The 21,356-nt window shown below is 62.7% G+C and carries 20 protein-coding genes; 12 read left to right on the top strand and 8 right to left on the bottom strand.

Features of this window, described 5'->3' with window-relative positions; genetic code table 11:
• Window positions 1-41: 41 nt before the first annotated feature.
• From moaC to QM647_RS12880, 3 genes are read right to left on the bottom strand one after another with little or no spacing between them, the layout of a single operon-like run.
• The gene (moaC, locus tag QM647_RS12890; RefSeq protein WP_414995931.1) at window positions 42-509 is read right to left on the bottom strand and encodes a cyclic pyranopterin monophosphate synthase MoaC; all 468 of its coding nucleotides are present in this window, start codon (window positions 507-509) and stop codon (window positions 42-44) included.
• Window positions 506-970 (bottom strand): molybdenum cofactor biosynthesis protein MoaE, encoded by a 465-nt coding sequence (locus QM647_RS12885; protein WP_414995930.1) that lies wholly within the window; start codon window positions 968-970, stop codon window positions 506-508. The genes moaC and QM647_RS12885 overlap by 4 nt, the downstream gene beginning before the upstream one ends.
• A 1-nt stretch (window position 971) precedes the next feature.
• A complete protein-coding gene (locus QM647_RS12880; RefSeq protein WP_414995929.1) occupies window positions 972-1,199 on the bottom strand; it encodes a MoaD/ThiS family protein in 228 nt (75 codons plus the stop codon).
• 127 nt (window positions 1,200-1,326) lie between these two features.
• Here QM647_RS12880 and QM647_RS12875 point away from each other — a divergent pair, with 127 nt between their 5' ends.
• Entirely contained in the window at window positions 1,327-2,505 is a 1,179-nt protein-coding gene (locus QM647_RS12875) for an SDR family NAD(P)-dependent oxidoreductase (RefSeq protein ID WP_414995928.1), read from the top strand.
• A gap of 72 nt (window positions 2,506-2,577) precedes the next feature.
• Here the strand turns inward: QM647_RS12875 and cydX are convergent, their stop codons facing one another.
• From cydX to QM647_RS12860, 3 genes are read right to left on the bottom strand one after another with little or no spacing between them, the layout of a single operon-like run.
• On the bottom strand, window positions 2,578-2,700 hold the full coding sequence (gene cydX, locus QM647_RS12870; protein ID WP_414995927.1) for a cytochrome bd-I oxidase subunit CydX: 123 nt from the start codon (window positions 2,698-2,700) through the stop codon (window positions 2,578-2,580).
• A 50-nt stretch (window positions 2,701-2,750) separates the two neighbouring features.
• Window positions 2,751-3,911 carry a cytochrome d ubiquinol oxidase subunit II gene (gene cydB, locus QM647_RS12865; protein WP_414995926.1) on the bottom strand — a complete coding sequence of 387 codons (1,161 nt, stop codon included), beginning with the start codon at window positions 3,909-3,911 and terminating at the stop codon, window positions 2,751-2,753.
• A 12-nt stretch (window positions 3,912-3,923) separates the two neighbouring features.
• Complete coding sequence (locus QM647_RS12860) at window positions 3,924-5,516, bottom strand: cytochrome ubiquinol oxidase subunit I (protein ID WP_414995925.1); 1,593 nt, start codon at window positions 5,514-5,516, stop codon at window positions 3,924-3,926.
• Window positions 5,517-5,661: 145 nt separating this feature from the next.
• Here QM647_RS12860 and QM647_RS12855 point away from each other — a divergent pair, with 145 nt between their 5' ends.
• Window positions 5,662-7,323, top strand: coding sequence for an ABC transporter ATP-binding protein/permease (locus QM647_RS12855; protein ID WP_414995924.1), 1,662 nt, complete (start codon window positions 5,662-5,664; stop codon window positions 7,321-7,323).
• Window positions 7,320-8,861, top strand: coding sequence for an ATP-binding cassette domain-containing protein (locus QM647_RS12850; protein ID WP_414995923.1), 1,542 nt, complete (start codon window positions 7,320-7,322; stop codon window positions 8,859-8,861). The genes QM647_RS12855 and QM647_RS12850 overlap by 4 nt, the downstream gene beginning before the upstream one ends.
• On the opposite strand, the gene QM647_RS12845 is transcribed toward QM647_RS12850, so the two are convergent.
• Window positions 8,858-9,529, bottom strand: a complete 672-nt coding sequence (locus QM647_RS12845) for a TetR/AcrR family transcriptional regulator (protein WP_414995922.1) — start codon at window positions 9,527-9,529, stop codon at window positions 8,858-8,860. The genes QM647_RS12850 and QM647_RS12845 overlap by 4 nt on opposite strands.
• A 139-nt stretch (window positions 9,530-9,668) precedes the next feature.
• Between QM647_RS12845 and QM647_RS12840 the strand changes: the two genes are divergently transcribed.
• The 4 genes from QM647_RS12840 to QM647_RS12825 all read left to right on the top strand — a co-directional run bounded on the left by QM647_RS12840 (window position 9,669) and on the right by QM647_RS12825 (window position 14,873).
• Complete coding sequence (locus tag QM647_RS12840) at window positions 9,669-11,129, top strand: efflux transporter outer membrane subunit (RefSeq protein ID WP_414995921.1); 1,461 nt, start codon at window positions 9,669-9,671, stop codon at window positions 11,127-11,129.
• 22 nt (window positions 11,130-11,151) lie between these two features.
• Window positions 11,152-12,318: an HlyD family efflux transporter periplasmic adaptor subunit gene (locus tag QM647_RS12835; protein WP_414995920.1), complete on the top strand. Its 1,167-nt coding sequence runs from the start codon at window positions 11,152-11,154 to the stop codon at window positions 12,316-12,318.
• A 73-nt stretch (window positions 12,319-12,391) separates the two neighbouring features.
• Entirely contained in the window at window positions 12,392-13,951 is a 1,560-nt protein-coding gene (locus QM647_RS12830) for a DHA2 family efflux MFS transporter permease subunit (protein ID WP_414995919.1), read from the top strand.
• Between the two features lie 58 nt (window positions 13,952-14,009).
• On the top strand, window positions 14,010-14,873 hold the full coding sequence (locus QM647_RS12825) for an isoaspartyl peptidase/L-asparaginase family protein (RefSeq protein WP_414995918.1): 864 nt from the start codon (window positions 14,010-14,012) through the stop codon (window positions 14,871-14,873).
• Here QM647_RS12825 and QM647_RS12820 read toward each other — a convergent pair whose 3' ends face one another.
• A complete protein-coding gene (locus tag QM647_RS12820; RefSeq protein ID WP_414995917.1) occupies window positions 14,874-15,803 on the bottom strand; it encodes a polysaccharide deacetylase family protein in 930 nt (309 codons plus the stop codon).
• A 185-nt stretch (window positions 15,804-15,988) separates the two neighbouring features.
• Here QM647_RS12820 and QM647_RS12815 point away from each other — a divergent pair, with 185 nt between their 5' ends.
• From QM647_RS12815 to fahA, 5 genes are all read left to right on the top strand, one after another.
• A complete protein-coding gene (locus QM647_RS12815; RefSeq protein ID WP_414995916.1) occupies window positions 15,989-16,375 on the top strand; it encodes a hypothetical protein in 387 nt (128 codons plus the stop codon).
• 99 nt (window positions 16,376-16,474) lie between these two features.
• Window positions 16,475-17,680, top strand: a complete 1,206-nt coding sequence (locus QM647_RS12810; RefSeq protein ID WP_414995915.1) for an aromatic amino acid transaminase — start codon at window positions 16,475-16,477, stop codon at window positions 17,678-17,680.
• A 17-nt stretch (window positions 17,681-17,697) separates the two neighbouring features.
• The gene (gene hppD / locus QM647_RS12805; protein WP_414995914.1) at window positions 17,698-18,741 is read left to right on the top strand and encodes a 4-hydroxyphenylpyruvate dioxygenase; all 1,044 of its coding nucleotides are present in this window, start codon (window positions 17,698-17,700) and stop codon (window positions 18,739-18,741) included.
• 84 nt (window positions 18,742-18,825) lie between these two features.
• Window positions 18,826-20,091 (top strand): homogentisate 1,2-dioxygenase, encoded by a 1,266-nt coding sequence (hmgA, locus tag QM647_RS12800; protein WP_414995913.1) that lies wholly within the window; start codon window positions 18,826-18,828, stop codon window positions 20,089-20,091.
• Complete coding sequence (gene fahA / locus QM647_RS12795) at window positions 20,088-21,353, top strand: fumarylacetoacetase (RefSeq protein ID WP_414995912.1); 1,266 nt, start codon at window positions 20,088-20,090, stop codon at window positions 21,351-21,353. Before hmgA ends, fahA begins: the two co-directional genes overlap by 4 nt.
• Window positions 21,354-21,356: the final 3 nt, after the last annotated feature.

The following is a 21,356-nucleotide window of genomic DNA, read 5'->3' as shown; positions in this document are numbered from 1 at the left end:
GAGGTCTCAGGCCTCCGCGTTTTTTTATGCGCTGCCTATGTTCAGGGCCACTCCGACTTGCCGCCGCTTTTGGCGGTGACTTCGATCCCTTCGATGCGCATGGCCTTGTCGACCGCTTTCAGCATGTCATAGAGCGTCAGGGCGGCAACGCTGGCGGCGGTCAGGGCCTCCATCTCGACGCCTGTCTGGCCGGTGGTGCGCACCTCAGCCTCGATATCGAAGCCCGGCAGGGCATCGTTAATGGCTATTCGCACCGCCACCTTGGTCAGGGCCAGTGGGTGACACAAGGGGATCAGGTTCGCCGTCTGCTTGGCGGCCATGATGCCTGCCAGTTCGGCGGTCGAAATCACCGCGCCCTTCGGCGTCCGGTTCTCGCGAACGAGGGCCACGGTTTCCGCCGCGCAGACCAGCCGCCCCCGTGCGGTGGCGATACGGGCGGTCACCGCCTTTTCCGAAACATCGACCATGCGGGCGCGGCCGGTTTCATCGAGATGCGACAGGTCGCTCATGTCTGGCTCCAGCGTTTCAGGTCTTCACCATCCTTATCCGTCGGCTCGACCCAGTGATCGACCTGCGGACCGACCTCGCGTTTCCACAGGGCAGCCTCGGATTTCAGACGGTCCATCATATAGTCCACGGCCTCGAATGCCGCCCGGCGATGAGCGCTGGCCGCCGCCACGAAGACGATCGGTTCTCCCGCCCGCACCTTGCCGCAACGGTGATGAATGGCCAGGGCCTGGATACCGAATCGCGCCGCTGCGCTCTCGGCAATCGCCTGCATCGTGGCTTCGGTCATGCCGGGATACCAGTCGAGATAGAGATAATCTACCGCTCCCGTTTTCGCTTCACCCCGCACCACGCCGGTGAAGGCTGCTACCGCGCCGGTCGCACCAAAGCACGTCAGGAAATCGCTGTGCGCCTGCGCCGCATCGAGCGCCTCAGGCAGAAGATAGACCGCGATCTGCGCCATGTCAGCCGCCGGAAAAGACAGAGAAGAAGGCGACCTCATCGCCATCGGCCAAAGACTGGTCAGACGTGACCACGACCTGGTTGACGCTCATGCGCAGGCGCGGGTCGCCTTCCGCAAAGAGCTGGTTACGCAGGGTTTCAAGGGTCAGACCGCCTGCAGGCAGAGCCATGTCCATCCGCCGTTTACCCAACAGATCGGCCACACGGCCAAAGAACAATATTGCGATCATAACCCTGTTTACGTGTAAACCCGCAGTCGGTTGTAAAAAAGTGCGTCACGCGCGTGCAGAGGCCTTGCTAAAACCGTCATTACACGCTCAATACGCAATCTAATATCCCAAGCCCGCCGGAATATCCATGAGTCTGTCCAATTATCGACTGTTGCGTTTTCTGGCTCGGCTGGCAGCGTTCGGAAAGAAAAACGGTTCCCTGCCCCTGCCGGAACCGAGCGATCCGGCTTCGTTCAAGGTGCTGCTCCATCGCCCACAGGTTCAGCTCGATACTGAAGGCCTGAAGGCCTTCTATACCGGCAAGCGCATACTGGTGACCGGCGCCGGCGGTTCAATCGGTTCGGAAATCTGCAAGCAGGTGCTGGCGCTCGGTGCGTCGCATGTCAGCCTGATCGATCACTCCGAACTGGCGCTCTACGAAATCGACCGTGACATCAAGCTGGAATTTCCGAACAATGGCGCCGGTGACCGGGCGCGGCCCTTCCTGTGCAATATCCGCAGCCGCGAACGCATTGCCGCCCTGGTGGCCCAGCAGAAGCCGGACGTAATCTTTCATGCCGCGGCGCTCAAGCATGTGCCGATGGTGGAGCTGAACGCCAGCGAAAGTGTGCTGACCAATGTGCTGGGTACCCAGTGCGTCATCGATGCCGCCAAGGCCGCCGGGGTCAAGCAACTGGTGCTGATCTCCTCGGACAAGGCCGTAGCTCCCTCTTCGCTGATGGGCGCCACCAAGCGCCTGGCCGAACACCTGATCCGCACGCAGATTTCCGACACGCACCAGGCCTGCGTCGTCCGCTTCGGCAATGTGCTGGGCTCGACCGGTTCGGTGGTGCCGCTGTTCAAGTCGCAAATCGAGCGCGGCGGACCGATCACTCTCACCGACCGCGATGTCGAACGCTATTTCATGACCATTTTCGAGGCGGTACAACTGGTGCTGACCGCCGCCATGAACAATGCCAAGACGCCGGAGCACAAGTCGGGCCTGTACATCCTGGAGATGGGTACGCCGGTCAAGATCATGGACCTGGCCACGCGGATGATCCGGCTTTACGGCCTGAAGCCGGACAAGGACATCAAGATCACCTTCACGGGCCTGCGCGACGGCGAGAAGATCACCGAGGCGCTGGTGGACGACAATGAGGTGCGCGAACTGGTGCTGCCGGGCATTTTCGAGGTGGTCAATCAGGCGCACGTGCCCCCGATCGCCGAGCCGGTGATGGAAACCCTTTACGGCCTGGCCCAGGGCGGTCACGATGACGAGGCCAAGACCATGGTGTTTAATCTCGTCAATTCATTGCGTGAATAAACAAAAGCCGGCCTGACGAATCAGACCGGCTTCCGGATCGGGTGCGGCAGGGGAAGACCGCGCCTGACATAGCTATTCGGTGTAGGGATCTTCGGCATCCGGATCGTCGGTGGTATGGAATTCATACCAGATGCCATTGAGGATGCCGACGGCGACGGCCAGGCCGACACCCAATATCCAGGAAAAATACCACATGTCTCTTGTCCTTCTGAGGGGCCTGGGGAGGCTCGCCTCCCCAGCCTTGATTAATACAGATCCGGGTTGGTCTTAAGCTGTTCCGTGCTGATCCGGCCGAACAACACCTTGTAGACCCAGGCGGTGTAGAACAGGATGATCGGAAGGAAGACCACGGTCACCAGCAGCATGATGAACAGGGTCAGGTGCGAGCTGGAGGCGGTCCAGATCAGCAGGCTGGAATGGGCATCCACCGTGCTCGGCAGGATGATCGGGAACATCGAACAGCCGACCGTGGCGATGATACCCAGAATCGCCAGGGACGAGCCGCCGAAGGCCAGCCAGTCACTGCGCAGACGTTGACCGGCAATAGCGACCAGCGGTCCGGCGAAACCAAGTAGCGGTGCGGCCCACATCCACGGATACTTGCCGTAGTTGGCCAGCCAGGCGCCGGCCATCGGCACCACTTGCGCGCGGGTGGGATTGGAGGCGCCGGCCGGATTGACCGCATCGACAACGCTGAAACCAAGGCCCGAGAAGCGGACAAAGACGTAGCCCGCGGCGAACAGCACGATCACAGCCAGGGCAGCGAAGAAACCGAAGCGCAGGGCGCGGTCACGGACAATGCCCTTTTCCAGCTTGAGGCCCAGCCAGGTCGAGCCCTGCAGGACCAGCATGGCGGCGGAAACCAAGCCGCACAGCAGAGTGAAGGGCGAGAACAGGCCGAGGAGACCACCCAGGAACATGTCATGATAGGTGGCGCGCAGATCGCTGTCGAAGCTGAACGGGGCCCCTTGCAGCACATTGCCCATGGCCACGCCGAAGACCAGTGCCGGCACGAAGCCACCAACGAACAGCGCCCAGTCCCAGTTGCGGCGCCAGGCCTTGCCGGGACGCTTCGAGCGGTACTTGAAGCCGACCGGCCGCAGGATCAATGCGAACAGCACCAGGAACATGGCCAGATAAAAGCCGGAGAAGCTAACCGCATAGACAAAGGGCCAGGCGGCAAAGATGGCGCCGCCGCCGAGGATGAACCAGACCTGGTTGCCTTCCCAGGTCGCCCCCACCGTATTGATGACGGCACGGCGCTCGGAGTCGTTTTTGGCGACAAAAGGCAGCAGGGCCGCCACCCCCATGTCAAAGCCGTCCATGATGGCGAAACCGATCAGCAGAACGCCGACAAGGCCCCACCAGATGACCCTGAGGGTCGGATAGTCGAAAGGTAATTCCATTAGAGTAACTCCTTATTCCGCGGGGCCGACAACGGGCATGGCGGGATCATCGGTGTGGCTGACTTCGGGATCGTCGTGCATTCGGCCGAGCTTGTTTTCATACGGCCCCTTGTTGATGGCGCGGATCATCAACTTGACCTCGATCACGGCCATGGTGGCGTAGACCGCGGTAAATCCGAAAATGGTGGCCCAGATCTGGCCCTTGGTGAGCGAGGAAGCGCCCATGAAGGTCGGCAGCACGCCATCCACCGCCCAGGGCTGGCGACCGATCTCGGCCAGCAGCCAGCCCGCCTCGATGGCGATCCACGGAAAGGGAATGGCGATCATGCAGGCCAGCAGGAACAGGCGATTGTTGTGCTTCTCGAAGGTCACCATCAGGAAAGCGGTGGCAAACAGCAGGATAAAAGCGAAACCGAGATAGGCCATCAGGCGGAAGGCCCAGAACATCACCGGCACATTGGGAATGGTGTCGAGCGAGGCCTGAACGATCTGCTGATTGCTGGCGGTGCGCGGATCGGAGACGTACTTCTTCAGCAGCAGGGCGTAGCCGAGATCGGCCTTGTGCGCCTCGAATTCGCCCCTGGCGGCCATATCATCGGCATTGACCTTCAGCTTCTCCACGCCGTCATAGGCGATGATGCCGGAACGGATGCGCACTTCCGCCTTGTCGGTCAGGTCGAGGATACCGATGACCGGCGTATCGACGCTGCGCGTGGCGATCAGGCCCAGCACATACGGAATCTTGATGTCGAAGTCAGTGCGCTGTTCCTTGACGTTCGGGATGCCGAAGATCGAGATGCCGGCCGGCGCCTTTTCGGTGTGCCACATCGATTCCAGGGCGGCCAGCTTCATCTTCTGGTTATCGGTGAGCGCGTAACCCGACTCATCGCCCAGCACGACAACCGACAGCGAGGACGCCAGGCCGAAGGCCGCGGCCACAGCCATCGAACGCTTGGCGATGCTGGTCCACTTGTCGTTCCACAGATAGATGGCCGAAACCCCCATGACGAAGACCGCCGCCAGTACGTAACCGGCGCTGACCGTATGGACGAACTTGGCCTGAGCCACCGGATTGAACAGCACCTCGATGAAGTTGGTCACTTCCATGCGCATGGTGGCCGGATTGAACTCGGCGCCCGTGGGATGTTGCATCCAGCCGTTGGCGATCAGAATCCACAATGCCGACAGATTGGTGCCCAGCGCCACCAGGAAGGTCACCATCAGGTGCGCCGGCCGGGAGAGTTTTTCCCAGCCGAAGAACATCAGGCCGACGAAGGTGGCTTCCAGGAAGAAGGCCATCAGCCCCTCGATCGCCAGCGGCGCGCCGAAGATGTCGCCGACATAATGCGAATAGTAGGACCAGTTCATGCCGAACTCGAATTCCATGGTGAGACCTGTTGCCACACCCAGGACGAAGTTGATGCCGAACAGAAGCCCCCAGAAGCGGGTGATCGTGCGCCAGATCTCCTTGCGCGTAAGGACATAGACGCTTTCCATGATGACGAGCATGAAGCTCATCCCCAGGGTCAGCGGAACGAATAGAAAGTGATACATAGCCGTCAAGGCGAATTGCAGCCTTGAGAGTTCTACGGTACTGAGGTCCATAAAGACTTCTCCCCAAAAACTTCGCGTCTCCGGTGAGAAGACACTGAAAAACAGCCCTTAGCAACGCCCAAATTCAACCCTTTGGAGAACGGCGCCGCTAAAACCATATAAACAGTAAGGCTTAATCTTGCGCCGCACAATGAGCATGATGTCGCACCCCCCCAAGCTATCGGAGGCCGATAACAGGTTAGTGACGCCGCGCGATCGTCTGCGCCTGTGGGCGAAGACCGACAGCCGCACGGTGCGGCTTATGGACGGGCTCGCCCTGCTGGAGGGTGTCGCCATCATCGGCTTTGCCTGGGGCCTCAGCCACACCGTCAGCGACCTGTTCGACAAGGGGCAGACTATCAGCCGGCTGGCCTTGCCCGTTGCGATCACGCTGCTGTCCCTGATCCTCAAAGCCGGTTCGGGACTGATGACGCAGAAGCTGGGTCTGGCGTCGGCGCGGCGTATCATCGCCGGTATCCGCCTGGACTTCATGAAACAGGCCCTGACCGGCCGTATCGACGCCGCCCGCCATCAGGGCCGCCTCAATGCCCTGTTCGAGGATACCGAAGCATTGGAGGGGTATTATGCCCGCTTCCGGCAAAGCGAATTTCAGGCGCGCCTGCTTCCCCTCGCCTTTCTCGCCATCATGGCCCTGGCCAGTCCGGTCTGCGCCGGTATCCTGCTGCTGACCCTCGTGCCGTTTGTCGCCCTGATGGCCATACTCGGCCTGAGCAGCGCAGAGGAATCGAAACGGCAACTCGACGCCCTGTCGCGCCTGTCCAATCTGTTTGTCGATCGTATCAAGACCCTGCCGCTCATTCTCAGCTTCGAAGCCGGACCGCGCCAGGTTCGTACCGTGGCGCGCGCCGCCGAAAACGTCGCCGAACGGACCCTCAGTGTCCTCAAGATCGCCTTTATCACCTCGGCCGTGCTGGAATTTTTCAGCGCGCTCAGCGTGGCCCTGATCGCCGTCTATTGTGGCTTCTACCTGCTGGGCGAACTGCCCTTCAAGGTGCCGGAACATCTGACCTTCGCCGCCGCCTTCTTCGTGCTGGCCCTGGCGCCGGAGGTCTATGCCCCGATGCGCCGCCTCGCCGCCGCCTATCACGACCGCCAGACCGCCCTGGCGGCGGCGCAAAGGCTGATGGATATCGACATGCGCCCGGAGCAGCCGGCCTCGCCTTCCCCCTCCGTCGCCCCTGAAATCACCTACGATGCCGTAGCCTGCGGTTTCCCTGACGATCCGGATTTCCATATCGGTCCTGTCAGTTTCACCGCGCGGCCCGGTCATGTGATCGCCCTCAGGGGGCCGACCGGCGCGGGCAAGACCACCCTGCTGCGCCTGCTGCTCGGCCAGGGCCTGAAGCGTGCCGGCGAGGTGCGCATCGATGGCGCGCCCCTGCCGGAAGGCGGCGATATCGGCGCGCACATCGGCTGGGTATCGCAAAACCCGCCGATCCTCGCCGGCAGCCTGACCGATAACCTGACCCTGGCCAATCGCGGCGCCACGGCCGGGCGGATCGCCGAAGCTATCCGGCTGTTCGGCCTCGGCGAGATCGCCGTGCAACGGACGGCAGATCTCAACGAGCGCGGCTCAGGCCTTTCCGGAGGGGAGCGGCGACGCATAGGCCTGGCGCGCGCCTGGCTGAAGGATGCCCCGGTCCTGCTGCTCGATGAACCGACCGCCGATCTCGATGCTCAGGCCGAGGCCGAACTGATTGCCCGCCTGCCAGACCTTTTCAAAGGCCGGACGGTGATCCTCTCCAGCCATTCGCCGGTGCTTTGCGCCCTGGCCGATCAGGTGGTGGAACTGACATGAGCTTCGATACCTATTTCAAAAAACTGATCGACCGGTTCGGCACGCGCCTTTTCCTGACGGCGCTTTTCGCGGCAGGTGTCAGCGTTTCCGCCGTACTGCTGCTGGGAATTTCCGGCTGGTTCCTGACCGGGGCCGCGGTGGCGGGCGCGGCCGGGATCGTGGCGGCGCAGGGTTTCAACTATCTGCTGCCGAGCGCGGCCATCCGCTTCTTCGCCATCGCCCGCACCGTCCTGCGCTATGGCGAACGCTATGCGGGACACTCGGCGGCCCTGCGCGCCATGGCCGAGTTGCGCCCGGCCCTGCTCGGCCGCGTGCTGGCGGGCGATCCGCGCCGTAGTCTGGGTTTGAGCCGGGGCGAGGCCTCCAGCCGCTTTATCCAGGACGTGACCACGCTGGAAAATGCCCTGGTGATGCGCAGCGCGCCGTGGGCCGGTGGCGCAGGACTCCTGACTGCCCTGCTACTGATCACCCTGGCATCGCCCTGGGCAGCGCTGGCTGCAGCGATCGTCATGGGCGTTACCTTTTGGGCAGCGCGCCATATCCATGGCCGCCCGGAAGCAGACGCATCAGAAGGGGAAGCCCTCGGCGCGCTGAAGGATCGTTTCTTCGCCCTGATGCCAGTATTGCCCGATATCCGCGCCTATGACCTGTCCGCTCCGCTGCTTGCCGAACTGGAAGCGCGCGAAGCCGCCCTGCTGGCCGCGAAGACCCGTACATTCGGCAAGGAAGCGATGGTCAATGCCCTGCTGACCGTTCTGACCGGGATTGGCCTGGCCGTCATCGCCTTCACTGGCCTGGACCGGCCCCTGCCCCTGATGGCCCTGGCTTTGCTGGCGGGCAGCATGGGCTTCGAGAGCCTGAACATCCTGACGCGGGCCCTGGCCCAGAAGGCGCTGTCGGATCAGGCGAGGGTCCGCGTGGCGGCGATTTTTGACCACCCGGCGGCTCCGGCCAGCGAAGCACAGACCTTTTTCCGGCTAAACGGCCAATCTTACCCGCTCGACCGCGCCTTACGCCTGCGCATCGATGGCCCTTCCGGCAGCGGCAAGACGCGCGCCATCGAGGCCCTGACCGGGTTGAGGGATCAGGGCGGCGCGCCGGACCTCTTCGCCCTGTGTCCGCAGGATGCTGCCGTACTGACCGGCACGATCCGCGAAAACCTGCTGATGGCCGTGAGCGACGAGCGCTTGAAAGGCCTGGATCGCGCGGCGCAGGAAGCGATGATGTGGGAAGCGTTGCAGCTGGCCTGCCTGAAAGATCGGGTCGCAGCCCTGCCCCGGACGCTCGATACCTGGATCGGCGATGGCGGGGTCACACTGTCAGGCGGCGAACGCAAGCGCCTGACCCTGGCCCGCGCACTGCTGCGCGAGGCGCCGGTCCTGATCCTCGACGAGCCAACCGAAGGCCTCGACCTCGCCACGGAGGCGCACGTGGTGACGAACCTCGCGCGACGGCTGAACGAAAAACCGCAGGGCCTGATCCTGATCAGCCATCGCGAAGCACCGCGCGTATTGGCCGCTCAGGTGATCAGGCTCTAGGCCTTTTTCACGCCATAGGCGGCGAAGAAGACGAACATGGCGGCATTGACCTCGGCGGCAATCTCTTCGTCGCTGGGGGCCGGCATGTAGTTGAGCAAGCGCGCCTTGATCATGCGGCCATGGATCAGCGACGTGAAATGGTGAGCGGCGGTCATGACATCTGGCACCACCAGTTCACCGCGCGCCACGGCCTTTTCGATATAGTCGGCAATGATGCGCGCGCCGGCGAGCGGGCCGCTTTCATAGAACAGCCGGCCGACTTCAGGCGACTTGTGGCTTTCCGCCGAAATGACACGCCAGTTCTGCAGGGCCGGTTCGGCGGTGAAGGCGCGGACATAGCCCTTGGCAAAGGCCGTCATCACCGTGCGAGCATCACCCTCGTCGGTCAGCAGCTCATTGATCTCGCCACGATGGAAGATGCAGCTGCGCTGCACATAGGCCGTGAACAGCTCTTCCTTGCTCTTGAAGTAGTTATAGAGCGTGCCCTTCGAGCCACCGAGCTTCGCGGCGATGGTCGACATCGACGCACTGGCATAGCCTTCTTCCAGAAAGATTTCGGTGGCCACATCGAGGATCGCTTCGCGGCGGTCTTCGCCACTCATGCGCCCCTTATGTTCCGGGCAGGTTTGGTCCTTGGCCTTCAACTCAGCTACTTTTTCGTTTTGCATCGCAAGATTTTTCCTAAACCGTACGGTATGGTCAGTTGACAGATACAGCGTGCCGGACTATATGTCCAGCCAAAATGACCATACCGTACGGTTGTTTCAAGAGTCCGCCCATTTGAGACTTATTATAATGACACATAACATGCCCTCCTCCCATATACCGCGCCCTTTCCCGCAGCGCGGTCTGTTTGTCGCAGCCCTGCTGGCTGCCACGTCGCTTTCCGGTTCTCTGGCGGCCTGCACCACGATTCCACAAAGCGCGCCTTTCGCATCTGAGCCCAGCCAGGCCAAGAAGGTCAACCCCATCAATGCGGTCAGCGAGCAGACCTGGTGGAAGGATCTCGGCGATCCGCAGCTTCAGCGCCTGATGAACCAGGCTTTCAATAATTCACCCTCGCTGGCTATCGCCGAAGCGCGCCTGAACCAGGCGGAAGCCACGGTTTCTCAATACCGCGCCGCCAACCGCCCGCAGGTGGGCACCAGCGCCACCGCTTTCGATGCCAAGCAGAGCGCCAATTTCCTCTACCCGGAAGGTGATTATACCGCCGGCTACATGGATTACGGCCAGACGACGCTGAGCTTCAACTGGGAGCTGGATTTCTGGGGCAAGAACCGCGCCGCTATCGCCGCCGCCAGTTCCAGCGCCGAAGCCGCCGAAGCCGATGCCGCCCAGGCCAGGCTGGTGCTTTCGACCGCCATCGCCACCGCCTATATTGACCTCGACCGCCTCTATCAGGAACGCGACCTGGCCGAGCGCGCCGTCGGCATCCGCACGGACAGCGCCAAGCTGGTGCAGGACAAGCTCAATAACGGCGTCAGCAACAAGGCGCAGGACGCCCAGGCCCAGGCTGGCATCTTCGCCGCCCGGGCCGATCTGGCCGCGCTGGACGAGCAGATCGACCTCAACAAGCACCTGCTCGCCACGCTGACCGGCGCCGCGCCGGACTTCGCCAACACCCTGCAACGGCCAGCCCTGTCGCTTAATCCGCAAGCCTTCGGTTCAGTGCCCAGCCAGGTCAATCTCGACCTGATCGGCCGCCGTCCGGACATCATCGCCGCGCGCTGGCGCGCCGAGGCCGCCTCGGCCCATATCAAGCAGGCCCATGCCGCCTTCTACCCCAATATCAATATCGCCGCCTTCGCCGGCTTCCAGTCTCTGGGCCTTGACAAGCTGTTCTCGCCCGGTTCGGATATCGGCCAGGTCGGCCCGGCCATCAGTCTGCCTCTGTTCGATGGCGGCGCGCTGAAGGCTAACCTGAAATCGGCCGAGAGCGAGCATGCCCTGGCCATCGCCTCCTATAACCAGGGTGTACTGGAAGCCATGCAACAGGTGGCCGACACCCTCTCCAGCCAGAAGGCGCTGCAAGCCCGACTCGACAATTCCGAGAAGGCGCTGGCCGCCTATGAGGACGCCTACAGCCTCAGCAAGCTGCGCTACGATGGCGGCCTGTCCGACTACACCTCGCTACTCGTGGCCGAACAGAGCCTGATCAGCCAGCGCCGGGTGGTGGCCGACCTCAAAAGCCGCGCCATGACGCTCGATATCGCCCTGATCAAGTCCCTCGGCGGCGCCTACAGCTCGCAAAATATTGCCCAAAATTAAGCTCTAACACAGAGATCCGCACATGCCCGATACCGCTCAAACTGCCGACAAGATTTCGGCCGCCCCCGCTGCCCCTTCACAGGCTTCCACCCAGGCCGCCGGCAATGCCAAGCGCAAGCGCCTGCTGACCTATCTCGGCGCCGCCGTGATTGTCGGCGCCGTCGCTTACGGCGCTTACTACGGCCTCGTCGCCGCCCACTATGTCTCGACGGACAACGCCTATGTCGGCACCGATACGGCCCAGGTCAACGCCCTGGTCGCCGGTCCTGTCGCCAGCATCGCCGTTTCCGAGACCCAGGCCGTGAAGGCCGGCGACGTGCTGCTGACCATCGACGATGCCGACGCCAAGATCGCCGTTGCACAGGCCCAGGCCGCCCTGGCCCTGGCCCAGCGCCGCGTGCAGGGCTTCTATGCCAGCGATGAGGCCCTGGCCGGTCAGGTGGGGGCCCGTCAGGCCGATATCGCCAGCGCCGATGCGCAGATCGCTGCCGCCCAGGCCAATCTGAGCAATGCCAAGACCGAACTGACCCGCCGCCAGAATCTGGCGCAATCGGGCGCCGTCTCGCAGGAAGAACTGACCACGGCCCAGAACGCCTTCACCCAGGCTCAGGCCGCGCTGAACGCCGCTCAGGCCGCGCACGCACAGGCCGTAGCCGGGGTTCAGGCCGCCGGTGGCCAGCGCGCCACCAATGCCGCCCAGTTCGCCGGCGTCGACGCCGCGCAGAACCCGGAGATCCTGGCCGCCCAGGCGAAGCTTGACGCCGCCAACCTGGCGCTGGAGCGTACCATCGTCCGTGCCCCGACCGACGGTATCGTCTCCAAGAAGGCGGTCCAGGTTGGTCAGCAGGTTGGCGTCGGCACACCGCTGATGACGGTCGTGCCGATCGCCCGCGCCTATGTCGATGCCAATTTCAAGGAAGGCCAGCTGCGCAAGGTCATTGCCGGCCAAAAGGTTGAACTGCATTCCGATCTCTATGGCAAGGGCATTACCTTCCACGGCACGGTCCGCGGCATTTCCGGCGGCACCGGCTCGGCCTTCTCGCTGATCCCGGCACAGAACGCTTCCGGCAACTGGATCAAGGTGGTCCAGCGCCTGCCGGTCCGCATCGATCTCGACCCGAAGGAACTGAAGGCGCACCCCTTGCGCGTCGGCCTGTCGATGAGCGCCAAGATCGATACCAAGAACTAGGCTTCCCTGGCCCCGCATCTGTTCTTCCCCCCGGATGCGGGGTCCTTTTTCTATTCTGTTTGAGAGGCTTTCCATGTCCTCCCCCGCTAATGCCGCGCCCGCCGGTCCCGCCCCCATGACGGGTGGCCTGCTGGCCATCACCGCCCTGGCCCTGGCGCTCGGCACCTTCATGCAGGTGCTCGACGGCACTATCGCCAACGTTTCTGTGCCTACCATTGCCGGCGATCTTGGCGTCTCGACCTCGCAGGGCACCTGGGTCATCACCTCGTTTGCCGTGGCCAACGGCATTTCCGTCCCCCTGACCGGCTGGCTGATGGGCCGCTATGGCGTGGTGAAGACCTTCACCGCCTCGGTTATCCTGTTCACCATCGCCTCCTTCCTGTGCGGCGTGGCCTGGGACATCAACTCCCTGATCTTCTTCCGCATCCTGCAGGGCGCGGTCTCCGGGCCGATGATCCCCGGTTCGCAGGCCCTGCTGATGATGATCTTCCCGCCCAACAAGCGCGGCACGGCCCTGGCCATCTGGTCGATGACCACCCTGGTGGCGCCGATCTGCGGCCCGATCTTCGGCGGCTGGATATCGGACAACATGACCTGGCCGTGGATCTTCTTCATCAATGTGCCGGTCGGCATCTTCTGCGCCTTCTTCTGCTGGCGCGGCATGTCCGACCGCGAAACCCCGACCTTTCAGCGGCCTATCGACCGCACCGGTTTCGCCCTGCTGGTTGTCTGGGTCGGCGCCCTGCAGGTCATGCTCGATACCGGCAAGGAAGCCGACTGGTTCAATTCGCCCGCCATCGTCGTCGAAACCATCATCGCCATCATCGGCTTTATCGCCTGGGTAATCTGGGAACTGAACGACAAGAATCCGATGGTCGACCTGAGCTTCTTCAAGACGCGCAACTTCGCTTTCGGCACCACGGTCCTGTGTATCGCCTACGCCATCTTCTTCGGGGCCAACCTGCTGATGCCTTTGTGGCTGCAAACGAACATGGGCTACATCGCCACCTGGGCCGGCCTGGCGGCCGCCCCGTCCGGCGCCGTGGCGGTCATTATGACGCCATTCGCCGCACGCCTGCTCAACAGGTATGACGCGCGTATCCTCGGCACGGCGTCACTGCTGCTGTTCGCCCTGTCCTTCTATATGCGCTCGCTTTTCACCACCGATGCCAGTTTCCTGGTGCTGGCCATGCCAATGCTGGTCATGGGCGCGGCGATGAGTTTCTTCTTTATCGCCTTTATCAGCATCGGTCTGAACGGTATTCCGCATCAGCGTGTACCGGCAGCTTCGGGCCTGAGCAATTTCGCCCGGATCATCGCCGGTTCCTTCGCCGCCTCGCTCGTCACCACCCTGTGGGAACGCAGCGAGACCCAGCACCAGACACGTCTGGCCGAGGTGATGGGCATGAACGATCCGACCTTCCTGGAGGCCTTGCGTCAGGCTCAGGACTATGGCCTGTCGGCGGCACAGAGCGTCGGCTCGATTGTACGGCAGGTCACCAACCAGGCCTTCCTGCTGGCAACTGTAGATCTGTTCCGCATTTCATCGATCATTATCCTTCTGCTGGTGCCGGCCGTCTGGCTATGCCGCAAGACCCTGGTCCAGGGGCCGGTTACCCACGCCGCGGATTAAACTTGAAACCTTAAGGGAGAGCGATCATAGGAACGTCCGAAACTATCCGGAGATTCCAATGATCGCTCTCGCCTTACACGGTGGTGCCGGTGCCAAAAAGGGCCGCGACTACTCCGTCGAAATCGCCAATATGCGCGATATCGCCGAAGCCGCCCGCGACCGCCTGAAGGCCGGAGCCACAGCGCTGGATGTCGTCACCGAGGTGGTGCGTCAGCTGGAAGATTCCGGCCTCTATGTCGCCGGCCGGGGCGCCTCGCCCAACCAGGCCGGCAATTATGAACTCGATGCCAGCCTGATGAACGGCGCCGACCAGACCTGCGGTTCGGTCACGGCCCTGCAGGGCTTCGCCAATCCGGTCCTCGTTGCGCGCGCGGTCATGGAAAAGACGCCGCACGTCATGCTGGCCGGCGAGGGGGCAGCGCTTTTCGCCCATGAGCAGGGCTTTGCCCCTATCGCCGATGAGGCCGAATATTTCACCCGCGCCGGCCGCTTCGAATCCAACCATCCGCCCGGCACCCTGGCGCACGGCACGGTGGGCTGCGTCTGTCTCGACAGCCACGGCAATCTCGCCGCCGCCACCTCGACCGCCGGGGTTTTCGGCAAGATGGCCGGGCGCGTTGGCGACACGCCGGTGATCGGCGCCGGCACCTGGGCCGATGGCCAGACCGCCGTTTCCTGTACCGGCCAGGGCGAATACTTCATCCGCGTCAACGCCTCGGCGCAACTGGCCTTTCGCCACGCCGGCGGACAGGCCCTGCCGGAAGCCGCCGACACAGTGCTGCAACAGATTGTCGACATGGGCGGCGAAGGCGGCCTGATCGCACTCAGCCAGCAGGGTGAAGTGATCGTGCCCTTCCGTTCGCAGGGCATGAAGCGCGCCTGGTTCTGCGGTGACAGCGAAATTGTCTCGGAAGCTTTCTGATTAGCGGCAGACCGCGTCGAGGTTGCTGATATCAACATCGGGCGGGGCGTCGCTCCACAGGTCGATACCCTTTTCCTTGGCCACGCGTTCGAGCAATATGCCCTCGCCCTGATGAGCGCTCGGCGCGCTGTAGGCCGAATCGCTCTGCGCCTGGTCGAGCGTGACGAAATGCGCCCCCTCTTCCTCGAACGCGGTCAACACCTCCGGCAGCATCATGGCGGTAAAGGCGCCTTCGTGGATTAGCAGGACGTGCGAAATCTGCCGCCCATAGACCTTCTGCGAGGCGATCAGGCCCCGCGCGATGGAGGCCTTCACCCCCTGCATGTACTGGATCTTCATGGCCTCGATCGCCGCCGTATCGCCCTTGGTCACGCAGCGCGTATAGGGCTCGGTATAGGCCCAGTCGTTAAAGCTCATGGAAACGTCGGCGATTTTGTAATCGTGCGCCTTCAGGTAGGCAATGATCCCGGCATGATGCGCGTCGTCGCCGGCGCTGAGATAGGGAAAGCGCAGATAGCGCCAGTTCTCACCCTGCATGCGGTCGCGGATCGCCGGCTCCCCCTTTTCCAGATCGGCCTCGAAGGCTTCCAGCGTCCCTGAATTGATGTTCATATGGGTGTAAGTGTGATTGCCGAGCGGATAGCCGGCCGCCCGCCACATATCGAGCGCCGCCCCACTGCCCGGCTCGCGCTCCAGGGCCACGGCATTTACGAAGCCATAGACGGCCGGGACATTATGCGCTTTCAGCGCCGCCAGATAGTCGCGCGCCACATCGGTGCGACTGATGCCCGGCGGCACGCTGCCATGCGCCGGCAGGTCATCAACCGTGATGGCGACATCGAAACCCGGCTGGGCCAGGCTATGCGAAGGCAGGGCAGCGACGACGCCCAGACACAGGGCAGCGGAAATCAGGGCGGCGGCAGTCTTCATAGGCAATCTCTCCTCAACCCGCCTCTCTTGTTTTCCCGGTGGGCGTTTCAGGGCGGTATCCTGACTTTGCGCCGGAATGCCCCGGCTGACAATCGACACCAAAGCGTAATTTGCAGAAATATCGCGGTTACGTTAACCATAAGCCGTTTCAGCAAGCCAGAACAGGCTCATAAAGGGGGACTATCATGAATGGCAATCTGTTCCTGCGTACCAGTGTCGTGTTCCTGTGCATCGGAATTGTGCTCGGTCTTTTCATGGGCGCCACCGAGGACTTCACCCAGGCGCCGACCCACGCCCATATCAATCTGGTGGCAGGCGTGTGGATGTTCCTGGCAGGGCTTTATTACAATGCGCATCCGCATACCTCGCGCAAGGCGATTGCCATCCACTACTGGCTGACCGTGGCGGGTCTGGTTTTCTTCATCCCCGGCATTTGGGGCGCCCAGATCCGTACCCCCTGGTTCATCCCCGTGATCGGCATAGGCAGCCTGCTGACCACGGCGCAGATCGTCTTCTTCGCGGTCATGGTCTTCCGCGGCACGGGCAAAAAGGCCTCGCTCACGCTGTCGTGACGTCCAGAGCGTCATAAGGCGCAAAAAAGACCGCATGCGGGTATTGCCAGATGGTAACAACAGGGATAGTTTCAATAGATACCATCTTTGTGAGCCACCATGACCGCCGATACCCGCGCCACCCTTTCTCACCCGCCGCTCTTCGACGCCCTGGACAACCAGGCGCTTGACGCCATGCTGACCCTGCTCAAGCTGCTGCGCGACGATCCGCGCGACGGCAAGATCGATCTCGGCATCGGCGTCTATGGCGATGAACTGGGCCGCACGCCGGTCATGCAGGCCGTCCGCCAGGCTGAACACATCGTGGCCGATGCGCAGACCACCAAGGCCTATGTGGCGGCGGAAGGCGATATCCGCTTTGTCAATCTGCTGACTCCGCTGGTGCTGGGGGCTGAGCGCGCCGCCGATGACCGCTACTGCGGCATGCAGACGCCGGGCGGCACCGGCGCCCTGCGTCTGGCGGCCGAACTGATCGCCCGCGCCAACCCGCAGGCGCGCATCTGGCTGGGCGCCCCGACCTGGGTCAATCACTATGCCCTAATGCGCTCCACCGGCCTGCAGGTGCTGGAACATCCTTTCTTCGATCAGGCGACTCAAACTGTCCTGTTCGACGAAATGATGAGCGCGCTCAAGGCCGCCCGCCCGGGTGACGCCCTGCTGCTCCACGCCTGCTGTCATAACCCGACGGGCGCCGGCTTCAGCCCAGAGCAATGGCGGACCATCGCCACCTTCTGCGCCGACAATGGCCTGTTGCCTCTGGTCGATATCGCCTACCAGGGCTTGGGCCACGGTCTCGAAGAAGACGCCGCCGATCTGCGTGCCCTGCTCGACCTCGTGCCGGAAGCCATCGTGACCGCCTCCTGTTCGAAGAATTTCGGCCTCTACCGCGAACGCCTCGGCGCCCTGTGGATCAAGGGCAGCAACGCCCAGGCCGCCCAGCGCGCCCGCGCCACCTGCGTCAAGGCCGGCCGCTCGATGTGGTCCATGCCGCCCGACCATGGCGCCTCTGTGGTCCGCACCATTCTGGAGTCGACCGAGCTGACCGCCAGCTGGCAGGCCGAACTGGCCACCATGCGCACCCGCCTGAACTCCATGCGCGCCGAGCTGGCTCACGCCGTGCCGCAACTGGCCTCGGTGGCGCAGCAGACCGGCATGTTCGTCCTGCTCCCCTTGAGCCGCGAGGCCGTGACCGAGCTGCGTGTCCGCGACGGCATCTACATGGTCGAGAACGGCCGCATGAACATTGCCGGCCTGCGACCGGAAAACCTGCCGCGCTTCGCGGCCTGCCTGAAACCCTACCTCTGAGAACAAGGAGAATTAAAATGAATGCCAATCCTTTAGGTCTCAACGGTTTTGAGTTTGTCGAATTTACCGGCCCGGATACCGAAGCCATGGCCGGTCAGCTGGAAATGCTGGGCTTTGTCGCCGCCGCACGCCACAGGACACGCGATATCGTGCGCTACAAACAGGGCCATATTAACTTCCTGCTGAGCACCGCCGGCAGCCCGCAGGCGGAGGATTTCGCGGCGCACCATGGTCCTTCGGCTAATGGTATGGCCTTCCGCGTTGCCGATGCGAAAGCCGCCTATGACCTGGCCTTGCAGAATGGCGCGCAGGCGGCCGATGCATCGCAGGGCGCCCTCGGCGAAGGCAGTTTCGCACTGAAGGGCATCGGCGGCTCGCTGCTCTATCTGGTCGATCATGACATTTACGCAGATTGGGACGCCATCCCCGGTGCCATCGACGATGAAGCCCTGAACAGCGTCGGTTTCCAGGTGCTCGATCACCTGACGCACAATGTGGCGCGCGGTCAGATGCGCACCTGGTCGAGCTTCTACGCGCAGATCTTCGGTTTCGAGGAGCAGAAGTATTTCGACATCAAGGGACAGGCGACCGGTCTGTTCTCGCAGGCGATGATAGCCCCGGACGGCGCCATACGTATTCCGCTCAATGAGAGCCAGGACGATACCAGCCAGATCGAAGAATTCCTGCGCCAGTATAATGGCGAGGGTATCCAGCATCTCGCGCTTACCACCGACAATATCTACGAAACAGTCGAGAAGCTGCGCGCCCGTGGAGTGAAATTGCAGGACACGATCGAGACCTATTATGATCTCGTCGACAAGCGCGTCCCCGGCCATGGCGAGGATCTCGAACGCCTGAAAGCCAACCGCATCCTGATCGACGGCAATGTCGGCGAAGAAGGCATCTTGCTGCAAATCTTCACCGAGAATACCTTCGGGCCGATCTTCTTCGAGATCATCCAGCGCAAGGGCAATGAGGGCTTCGGCAATGGCAATTTCCAGGCGCTGTTCGAGTCGATCGAGCTGGACCAGATCCGGCGCGGGGTTATTAAAGTCGCTTAAGTCAGATACCCCACCACCCCGCCCTTCGGGCGCGGTCCCCCTCCCCATCAAAGATGGGGAGGTATAAGAAAACGGGAGGCGCAGATGTCAGATTACATGACCGGCTTCGGCAACCATTTCTCGACCGAGGCCGTGCCGGGTGCCCTGCCGGTGGGGCAGAACTCGCCGCAACAGGTGCCGTTCGGTCTCTATGCCGAACAGCTTTCCGGCTCGGCCTTTACCGCGCCGCGTAACGAAAACCGCCGGTCCTGGCTCTATCGTCTGCGTCCGTCGGCCAGCCATGCGCCCTTTACGCCGCTGCGCGAACCCGCCACCTTCGCACAACCGACGCCCAATCGCCTGCGCTGGTCGCCACTCATCGCGCCCGATGCCCCGACCGATTTTATCGACGGGCTGACCGCCTATGCCGCCAATGGTGATCCGGCGGCACAGACCGGGGTGACCGTCTGGCTCTATGCCGCCAACCGTTCCATGGACCGCGTCTTCTTCGATGCCGACGGCGAACTGCTGATCGTGCCGCAATCCGGCCGGCTGGTGATCTTTACTGAAATGGGCAAGCTGGAAATCGAACCGCTCCAGATCGCCATCATTCCGCGCGGCGTGAAGTTCCGCGTCGCCCTGCCGGACGATCAGGCGACGGGCTATGTGCTGGAAAACCATGGCCATCCGTTCCGCCTGCCCGACCTCGGCCCGATCGGCGCCAATGGCCTGGCCAATGCCCGCGATTTCGAAACACCCGTCGCCGCCTTCGAGGACATCGATGGCGATGTCGAACTGGTGCAGAAATTCTGCGGCCGTCTGTGGACCACGCGCATCGACCACTCTCCGCTCGATGTCGTGGCCTGGCACGGCAATCTGGCGCCCTATCGCTACGACCTGCGACGCTTCAACGTCATCAATACGGTCAGTTTCGATCATCCCGATCCGTCGATCTTCACCGTCCTGACCTCGCCATCGGAAACGCCTGGCACGGCCAATGCCGATTTCGTCATCTTCCCGCCGCGCTGGATGGTGGCCGAACACACCTTCCGCCCACCATGGTTCCACCGCAACATCATGAGCGAATTCATGGGCCTGATCACCGGCGCCTATGACGCCAAGGCAGACGGCTTTGCGCCGGGTGGGGCAAGCCTGCACAACTGCATGAACGGCCACGGCCCGGACAAGGCCAGCTACGAGGCCGCCATCTCGGCCGACCTCAAACCGCACAGGATTGAGGGGACGATGGCCTTTATGTTCGAAAGTCGCCTGCCCTTCATTCCCTCGACCTTCGCCATGGAAACGCCCCTGCTCCAGCGCGATTACGATCACTGCTGGGACAACTTCAAAAAAGCCGAACTGCCTAAATGATTGACTCAACTCACGATCCGAAACTGACCTCATGGGTCTTAAGCGCCAATGGCCATACGGATTTCCCAATCCAGAACCTGCCGCTCGGCCTATTCTCGCCGACCGATGAAGCCCCGCGTCCGGGTACGGCCATCGGCGGCCAGATCGTCGAATGGCAAGCGCTGGTGGCCGCCGGTCTGATGCAGGACAGCCTGACGATAGAAGCTGTGCTGGCTACGCCCGCCCTGCGCAAATCCCTGCGCCGGCAACTGTCGAAACTGCTCAGCGATCCGCAATACCGTGAAGCCGCCGAACCCTACCTCCACGCCGCCGCCGATTGCACCCTGCATCTGCCGACGCGCATCGGCGACTACACCGATTTCTATGCCGGCATCCATCATGCGGTCACTGTCGGCAAGCTGTTCCGGCCGGACAACCCCCTGCTGCCCAACTACAAGCATGTGCCGATCGGCTATCATGGCCGCGCCTCCTCCATCCGCCCCAGCGGTGAGCCGGTCATCCGCCCCAAAGGCCAGACCAAGGCGCCGGAAGCCGAGACACCGTCTTTCGGCCCCAGCAAGCGTCTCGATTTCGAGCTGGAACTGGGCATCTGGGTCGGCCCCGGCAATGACCTCGGACACCCCATCGATATCGCCACTGCCGCCGACCATATCGCCGGCTACTGCCTGCTCAATGACTGGTCGGCGCGCGATTTTCAGGCCTGGGAATACCAGCCGCTCGGTCCCTTCCTGGCCAAGAACTTCATGACGACGATCTCGCCGTGGATCGTCACGCCGGAAGCCCTGGCACCGTTCCGGCTGGCGCAGGCGCCGCGTCCGGAAGGCGATCCCAGCCCCCTGCCCTATCTGTGGGACGAGACCGCTCAGGCCGGCGGCGCGCTGAAACTGTCGCTTGAGGTGTGGATCGAAACCGCCGACATGCGCGCGCAAAACCTGCCACCCTTTACCCTTAGCCACAGCGAGGCGCGGCATATGTACTGGACGCCGGCACAGCTCGTCACCCATCACGCCAGCAATGGCTGCAACCTGCAAACCGGCGATCTGCTCGGCACCGGCACTATTTCGGGCCCAACTTCGGATAGCGCCGGCAGCCTGCTGGAACTGTCCGAAGGCGGTAAAAAGCCCGTGAGTTTACCGTCAAATGAAACACGCAGCTTTCTTGAAGACGGCGATGCGCTTATCTTAAGCGCGCGCGCCGAAGCAGACGGCTATGTCAGCATAGGCTTCGGCGAGTGCCGCGGGCGCATTTTACCCGCCGCATAACCA

Origin of the sequence: Asticcacaulis sp. (assembly GCF_047605585.1) — a bacterium.
In the GTDB taxonomy this organism is placed as follows: Bacteria; Pseudomonadota; Alphaproteobacteria; order Caulobacterales; family Caulobacteraceae; genus Asticcacaulis.
The sequence above is the reverse complement of the archived record's forward strand: the minus strand, read 5'-3'. Positions and strand labels throughout refer to the sequence as shown.